Raw genomic sequence first — 7,957 nt, 5'->3', positions numbered from 1 at the left:
TGCGCTTTTCACATGGGTAGACCACATAATTAAACTTTAAAAACTAAGAACTAAAAACTAAAAACTACGAACTAGTAAATTTTCCCAGAGAGCTATTCAACTGAAAACGGCTGTAAGTGCAACTTCAAGGAGAAATGGTATAAGTAGTTTCACTTTATTGAACATTAAAGGTTTGGGTATTGTGAGTTTATTTAGGAGTTTAAGGACAAAAGAGAAAAGAACAATACATTTTTCTAACTTTTTCTCTAGCTTTTTTTAACTTGAATAAAATGCAGTTGTTAATGAAGAAAGAATAAAGAGTTCAGTATCTATATTCAAGATTAGATTATTATTACAGCAAGTTTTAATAGATTGAGAGGATAATAATCAACTCTAAACTGAAATTGTAAACTTAAATGCTCTTTAAAATTGCCTAAAATGCTTCGATATCCTGGATTAGTTAGAAAATTAAACCAAAACGCAAAACACAAAAAATTTCGCGTGTATCTCGTTTCCCATCAGACAGCAATAAATTGGCATTATCTTCAATGGCTCATGACCAAACATTAAACATTAAACATTAAACATTAAACATTAAACATTAAACATTTTGGTTTCAAGCCTCTTCCTTGAGAGAGAAAAAAGTTTGGCAGTCTTTACAGGATACAGTTCGACAAGGATTCAAGTCTGCGTTTCCTTACGAAATATAAATGTTAAATGAAATGACTCATAGCTAAACTAGCTTTTTTGGTTTATATATATAAGTAAATCAACAAAATAATAAAATATTAATTGGATTAATCTAATTAAAGACAAATGTGGGCGATTAAAACTTAAAGGTGATATTTTTAGATGATGAGGAGCAAGCTGCAAATTAAATTATTTCTATTTCTATCAATAGTCAATCTGGGTTTAATTGGTTGTGGAAAATCTATGCCCGATCGTCCCACTTCCTCAATGGTTAATCAAGTAACGGATAATATGACTGTTAATTCCCTAAAAACAGTTAATTTGGAGCGTAAAATTAGTACGGGAGAAATAAGCCTTTTAGATCCCAATCCCAGTACTTTAAAACAAGCAGCTATTAATGCTTATAACTACGGAAATTACCAACAAGCAATCCAACAATGGGAAAGTAGCTTAAAACAACAACGCAACGATCCTGAAACTAAAATTTATTTAAACAACGCTCGCATTGGCAAACAAGCCTCTTATACCATTGGCGTACCAGTACCTATCGATGCCGAAATCAATGTAGCCAAAGAAATTTTGCGGGGTGCAGCCCAAGCCCAAGATGCGATCAATCAAAATGGTGGTATTAATGGCAAGCCAATTAAATTAGTAATTGCTGACGATAGTAATAATCTTACTTTAGCCCGCAAAATTGCCGAATATTTTAGTCAAGAGTCGGAAATTTTGGGTATACTAGGTCATTTTTCCAGCGACGTAACCCTAGAAGCAGCGCAAATATATCAAAGTAAAGGTTTAGTAGCTATTTCTCCCACTAGTAGTTCTGTGGCTATTTCTAACGCAGGTAACTATGTTTTTCGTACCGTGTCTAGTGATTGCTTTGCAGGAAATGCTTTAGCAGAACATCTTGTCAGCCAGATTGGGGTAGATCGGGCAGCAGTATTATATAACTCCGCTAGTAGCTACAGTACTTCTCTGCGAGATGTTTTTAAAGCCAGTTTGGAAAGTAAAAATGGTTCGGTTGTAGCAGAATTTAATTTCAGCGAGCCTAATTTAGATATTGTCGATATCTTAGATAAAGCCAAGGCTAAAGGTGCAAAAGCGATCGCTTTATTTCCCAATTCTTCAGGAGTAAATGCTTTAGAAACCTTAGATAAAACCTTTTTAATCGCTTTGGTAAATGACGGAGAATTACCGTTAATTGGAGGAGATAGCTTCTATAAGCCTCGTACTTTGCAACTCGGTCAAGATAATGTTTTGGACATGGTAATTTCTGTTCCTTGGCATACTAAAAACAACGATTCTGAATTTTTCACTGTTGCCCAAGAGCTTTGGGGAGGAGGAGTTAATTGGCGTACTATTTTAGCCTACGATGCCACAATGGCTTTAGCCAAAGCAATGGAAACTAATCCTACTCGCGAAGGAATTAAACAAACTCTTCTTGCTCCTGAATTTGTCGCTCAGGGAGCAGAAAAAGAAATTAGATTTCTCCCGACAGGCGATCGCGCTGCGGAAATAGAATTAGTTAAGGTTGTAGAAGGAAATAATTCTGGCTTTGGCTATGACTTTGTCTCTGTAGCAACTCACAGTCCAGATATGGCAGTTGATGCTTGCCAGTAGTTAATTTAGTTGTTAGGCACGGTTCGCGAACCGCCCGTACAGTTTTCAGTCTTTGGGTAATAGTCTTTTTTGTCCGTACTCCCAAATAATAAAACCAATAATAATAATCAATAAAGCAGCAATGCCAAACTGAGTTACCCAACTAACAATCTGTTCGAGACTGACGACTTTCCCTAAAAAGTATGCCAGAGTCACTATGGTACTCGCCCAAACCGCAGCACCGCCAAAATTACACAACAAAAACTGTTTGTAAGGCATTCTGGTTATACCTGCCAAAGGTCCTGCAAAAATCCTTAAAATAGTGACAAAACGCCCAAAAAAAACTGCCTGGGCGGCATTTTGACTGTAACGTTCTTTGGCTTTATCTAACTGTTCTTCGGGGATGCGAAAAATATTACCTATTTTCACTAGAAGTTGCCAACCGCCAACTCTGCCAACCCAATAGCCGAAATTATCTCCCAATATTGCACCAGCGATCGCACTACTTAAGACTAGCCAGTAGTTCAATTCTCCACTACCCGCTAAAAAACCACCAACAATGACGATAGTTTCCCCAGGAAGAGGAATACCCATGTTTTCTAAAGCAATACCAAAAAAAACCGTCCAGTAACCATATAGGCGAGCAATTTCTTGCAGAGTATCTAAATCAAAAAATTCTAATGACATCCAACGTCTTAACAAAGATTAACGTTCTCTATTATCTTGACGCGAACTAGGTATAAGTGTCAATTATCTATAAGCTTGAGAAATAAGAAATAATATTTAAAATAAACTAAAAAACAAAGATCAACTGCAATTCCCAATCTCGATTTACATGGCGAATTATTTTGATTTGCTGAATAAATTCGCGAAAATAGAATCTTCTTTCTGCTTCGGAAAGATCTAGCCAAAATTGAGCTATGGAGACAGTACTGGCGATCGCTGGTAAATTTTTAGGCGGAAGTTGAGCCAGTTGTTGTTCTAGTCGAGCAATTTCAAGCCGTATTTTATAGTTACGCAGGTCAAAGGTTTCGCGGTCTAAAATTTCGGTTTCTAACAGAGAAGGTAGGCGAGCGAGTATATTTTTTTTCTCTGTAATTTTTAATCTCAAATTGTCTTCAATTGCCCTCTGATTGGGTAAATTTAATTGAGCGACAGCTAAGGGTAATTCTACACAAATTTTTTCAATAGTTTTTGTTAATACTAAATCGTAAGAAATCCCCTTACACTTTGGTTTTTGAGGACATTGCTGACACCGCAAATATAAATATTCCTTTTGTTTATTATGTTGAGTAACCCGAACAATATTCATGGTTAAATCGCACTTTTGACAGCTAATCAACCCAGCTAAAGAACGAGGCGCGCTAGCAGTACGGGGAGCTAGTCTGCTGTTTCTTCTCAGCAAACGGTCGATTTGAGCAGCTTCTTCGCGATTGATAATTGCTGCATGGGTGTTAGAAATTAAATCTCGATTCTGATATTTTAAGTCTCCACGATATACAGGACTAGTCAGCCATTTTTTACCAGTTGAAGGGGATATTTTTTTGCCATATCGTTTCTCTAAATATCTTACTGCCCCTCTCAAAGAACCAAACAATAAAAATCTTTCAAAAAAGTCTTTAACTACAGGAGCGGTACTTTTATCAATCAGATATTTATCTTGTCCCCGTCGATAACCATAGGGAGCTTTTCCTGGGGGAGGAAGTATTTTTAAACGATTGCGACTGTGACCTAGTTTAAGTCGAGTACTTTGACGATTTTGATGTAATTTATTTAATATTTGCGCCAACTTCTTGTTTCGATCGCAACTGCTAAGATTATTAAACTTAGAGGAGCAATAGTCATCTTCTGTAGTAATAATTTCAATACCAAGAGATTCTAATTCAAACAAGCGATCGCTAATCAGATCGAGATTATCTCCTAGTTCTTCGAGGCGACGAAGTAATAAATAATCTGGTGTTTGCTGCTGACAGTCTGCTAATAATTGGTGGAGAGAATAACGATCTCCTACATCTTGATAAACTCTATCTATTTCCCAACCCCAGATATCTTGGCTAGGAGATTCACCAATTAAAGGATTACTATAAATATAGGCAAGAATCTTAATACTCATTTTATTAGTTGCCTAAAAATAATTAATATTATTAGCTTTACAATTAAAGTTTAGAGGATAGATTTATCTAAATTTGATTTTACCTGAGAGCAAGGACTGGTGTTAATGGAATTACATCAAAGGGCATGGTTGGAAAAAAGAAGTTTCATTTTGTTACCTAATAAACTAAAACTTCATCTGCAAGATGTTCAAGGAGAATATGAGAATTATGTATCTTATGAAAAACTAAAAAGTGAAGTTCAAATACGCAGTCGTAGAAATCAAAAGTTATTTTTAATCGCTCTAACAGCAACCAGCTTTACTGTTTGTATTTTGTTACAAAGTTTATTTTTAAATACTGACTGGACTCTAGCTATTTTTTCTGGGGCAGTAGCATTAATTTTTACAATTCTATATAAAGTAAAGCAGCAACACTATATAGTAATCGAAACTACCGATCGCAAAAAAATTATCTTTCTTCGGAATAAACCCAATCGTCGTGCCTTAGAAATCTTTTTAAATCAACTATGGTTGCAGCGCAAAAGATACTTGCGGGAAAAATACTTTTATATAGATCGCGATCGAGATATGACTCAAGAAATAGAACGATTGCGTTGGTTGTTCGAGCAAAAGGCAATTACCAAAACCGAGTTTACCTTTGCCAAAGATGATTGGGTAATTGATAAAACCTATCAATCTCGTTAATGAGCCTTGTGGAATAGACAAAATAAAGTACGGCTACTGGTCTGTCAAGCACAAAATGACTGGTTAGGGTTGACTAGGAGACTGGGAGACGGGGAGAAATATTAACCCATCAGTTAATAATTGACAGAAGTCCTTTCGTAAATCTCAAAACAAACTAGCCAAGATATCTAAGCGCAAATCTGCCAAAAAACGAGGTAGCAAGTCTCGTCGCAAATTAAACACTACATATAGATTAAAGAATAAAAGAACTGGTTATAGTTTAAAAATACTAATAAACCACAAAACTTTTTACCTTTTTACGTTTTACCCTTTACCCTTTACCTAAAGAAGCCTACACTGTATTCGACAGAATCAGTGTAGGAGTATCACTAAAGGAGAGGTATTGTTATTTAACATTTACTGTACAAACAGTCTCTAATATCATTTCTCCTTGAAGTTGCACTTAATATTATTGAGATTTTGTTTCTCGCAAAGCCGCAGAGACGCAAAGGTACAAAAGAAGAATTTTTTATTTAGTGCATTGTTATAGAGAAGCTGAATAATCTTCCAAGCGATCGCCTTATTCTTTATGAGTAGGGCGATCGCTTTTCGGTTTAAATACTTATTCTAATCTTGGATATATTCGAGATCGTTAACTAGAGCATATTCGGCTTTGACAAACTCTCTACCGAGATATGCCGCGTGGTCTAACATAGTTATGGGACAAGGATTTGGTTCTTCAATGACCTTGACGCATAATTCCTTAGCAGTTCTAGCAGTATATAAAGTTTCGGCTACTCGTTCTACTTTTTTGCCGCCACAAGCAATTACCTCTCCCGTATCGGGATCTACTGCCAAACCTTTATCGTTGATGATGTTGGTGTAGTGTTTGGCACAAATCAAACCTGCTTCGCGATCAAGATATATAATATAGTATCCGCCAGGATCTAGGGAGATAGGACGTTTAGAAAGTTCGTCATCTATGTTTTTTAGGCGATCGCTATCTATAGTTGTAATTGGCATTAAAATTCGGAATCTTTGTCTAACTAATAAACAATTATCATAAATCCTAAAAGATTATTTATCATCTAAAGTCTACTTTATCTATAATAAATCTTTGACTTAAAACTTAAAATTCAAGATCGCCAAAAAGTTTTAAGCTAAACTACTAAATAGGAAAGAAAAATATAATTGTTTTTTCTAGGGCGCGTGGCTCAGGGGATAGAGCAACAGATTCCGGTTCTGTAGGTCGCAGGTTCAAATCCTGCCGCGCTCGTAGGTGTATGTACATTAATGTACATTAAAGAATTATTTGTCAGATTTAAAGAATTAATGTCACAAAATTGGATGACTCGAATGATAGTCAGAATTTGTAGACTTATGGGTAAGGCATAGAATTATAGGTTATAGGTTAAACAGGGTTATAACATTTTTTTCAAAAATAACCGAGGAGAATAATCAAACCAAAGATTGCCCCAGTTAGTTTCTATTTGCGAGATTTGATAGCCATTCTGACAATATAGCTGTTTTGCCGAATCATTGCGATCGAGAACGTGAAGGCGGGTTTCTTTATACCCCCAATCAAGGGCTATGGCTTCGCATTTAGCGAGTAATTGAGTGCCAATACCCAAACGACGATAATTCTGTTTAACAGCTAAATTAGAAATATAAGGATATTGAGGTTCGTTAGACCAAAAAGAAGAAGAGCGTAAAGAAATTTCGACAGTACCCACTATTTCTGAATTTTCTTCTCTGTCAGATCTGACTACCGTTGCTACCAAACAAGCGTAGAGAGGAGCATGGGAACGCAAACGATAGCGCAAATCTTCATTGATGGTAAATTGCAAAAATGGATATATCCAACCAATAACATCGGGAAAATCGTAAAAACTCTTAGCCAAGATAGAACTGACTGCTCGCGTATCTTCCATAACAGCCCCACTGATATTTAAACACCAATTGTTATCGATATTAGATCTTAATACCATTAAGAGAGAAATTACTTAGTTTCTAAAGTTATTGTAATCGCAGATTGCCAAGCCCAGACAGAAAGTGAATTTTTCCTGGCTTGTTTGGGAATAATAGTATTGTGTTGCTCGTAATTGGAGATTGAAACCAGATTATTACATAACCAAATTACTACTAAAAACTAAGATAAATTTCATGCTGAAATGTGAAGATAATCAACTACTTTTAAATAATTTATCTTGGGAATTACTGGGACAAACTATTGTTGATGCTAGCGTTCAACTGCCCAACATAGATATAGCTATTTTATATGTTAATCAATTGTCTCTAAACCTAGAAAAGTATTTTTTCGGATTAAAAAATCTCAAGAATTACCAGGTTAACCGAGAATTACTCAAGCTTACTGTCTTAAATTATTCTCATCTTTCTCTCAATGATAATTTAGTCATTCACAAATACGGGAGAAATTTATCATCTCTTAAATCGATTGCAGAACGAGCTTGCAATCGAGCTAACATTTGTTCGACAATTTCTTTACCGTTATTTTCTCAAGCAAATTTAACCGCCTCCTTGACGTTACATCGTCTTAAAAAACTAGGGAATTGGCAAGAACGAGAAATTGAGGCTGCCAAAATTATGGCAAATCAAGCCAAATTGTCGATTTGTCAAATGCTAGAGCGAGAAAAATTCCAAGAATTAGCTCAAAAAGAAGCAACAATTAATCGCATTACTGCTACGATTCATTCTAGTTTAGAGTCTCCTGTCATGTTTGCAGCGATCGCTGAAGAATTGGGTTCGGCTCTCCAAGTGGATGCTTGCACCCTCTCTCTCTGGACAAAAAGCGATCGCTTTGTTAAATGTGTTGGTTTGTACAATCCTCATCAACCGCAAAAAATTATTCGAGATTCCCCCGACTGGCAACAGGCAACTACTTCTAGCGTACCT

7 protein-coding genes and 1 tRNA gene are annotated in these 7,957 nt (G+C 35.9%); 4 read left to right on the top strand and 4 right to left on the bottom strand.

Going from position 1 to position 7,957, the window contains the following annotated elements:
• Window positions 1–912 precede the first annotated feature (912 nt).
• Window positions 913–2,289: an ABC transporter substrate-binding protein gene (locus AC33VI_RS14085; protein WP_491782898.1), complete on the top strand. Its 1,377-nt coding sequence runs from the start codon at window positions 913–915 to the stop codon at window positions 2,287–2,289.
• Window positions 2,290–2,334: 45 nt separating this feature from the next.
• Here AC33VI_RS14085 and AC33VI_RS14080 read toward each other — a convergent pair whose 3' ends face one another.
• Both AC33VI_RS14080 and AC33VI_RS14075 read right to left on the bottom strand, forming a co-directional pair.
• The gene (locus tag AC33VI_RS14080) at window positions 2,335–2,955 is read right to left on the bottom strand and encodes a DedA family protein (RefSeq protein WP_491782897.1); all 621 of its coding nucleotides are present in this window, start codon (window positions 2,953–2,955) and stop codon (window positions 2,335–2,337) included.
• A gap of 106 nt (window positions 2,956–3,061) precedes the next feature.
• Window positions 3,062–4,375: a recombinase family protein gene (locus AC33VI_RS14075; protein ID WP_491782899.1), complete on the bottom strand. Its 1,314-nt coding sequence runs from the start codon at window positions 4,373–4,375 to the stop codon at window positions 3,062–3,064.
• Between the two features lie 111 nt (window positions 4,376–4,486).
• Between AC33VI_RS14075 and AC33VI_RS14070 the strand changes: the two genes are divergently transcribed.
• Entirely contained in the window at window positions 4,487–5,065 is a 579-nt protein-coding gene (locus tag AC33VI_RS14070) for a hypothetical protein (protein WP_491782896.1), read from the top strand.
• A 606-nt stretch (window positions 5,066–5,671) separates the two neighbouring features.
• Here the strand turns inward: AC33VI_RS14070 and AC33VI_RS14065 are convergent.
• Window positions 5,672–6,067, bottom strand: coding sequence for a DUF4346 domain-containing protein (locus AC33VI_RS14065; RefSeq protein ID WP_491782895.1), 396 nt, complete (start codon window positions 6,065–6,067; stop codon window positions 5,672–5,674).
• A 180-nt stretch (window positions 6,068–6,247) separates the two neighbouring features.
• On the opposite strand from AC33VI_RS14065, the gene AC33VI_RS14060 reads away from it, so the two are divergent.
• Window positions 6,248–6,320, top strand: a tRNA-Arg gene (locus tag AC33VI_RS14060).
• A gap of 145 nt (window positions 6,321–6,465) precedes the next feature.
• On the opposite strand, the gene AC33VI_RS14055 is transcribed toward AC33VI_RS14060, so the two are convergent.
• On the bottom strand, window positions 6,466–6,975 hold the full coding sequence (locus AC33VI_RS14055) for a GNAT family N-acetyltransferase (protein WP_491782894.1): 510 nt from the start codon (window positions 6,973–6,975) through the stop codon (window positions 6,466–6,468).
• Between the two features lie 232 nt (window positions 6,976–7,207).
• Here AC33VI_RS14055 and AC33VI_RS14050 point away from each other — a divergent pair.
• Window positions 7,208–7,957: GAF domain-containing protein (locus tag AC33VI_RS14050; RefSeq protein ID WP_491782893.1), on the top strand; the 750-nt coding region annotated here is incomplete at its 3' end.

Source organism: Waterburya sp. (assembly GCF_058530065.1).
Note: the sequence above shows the minus strand (reverse complement) of the source record. Positions and strands in the feature narration are given on the sequence as shown.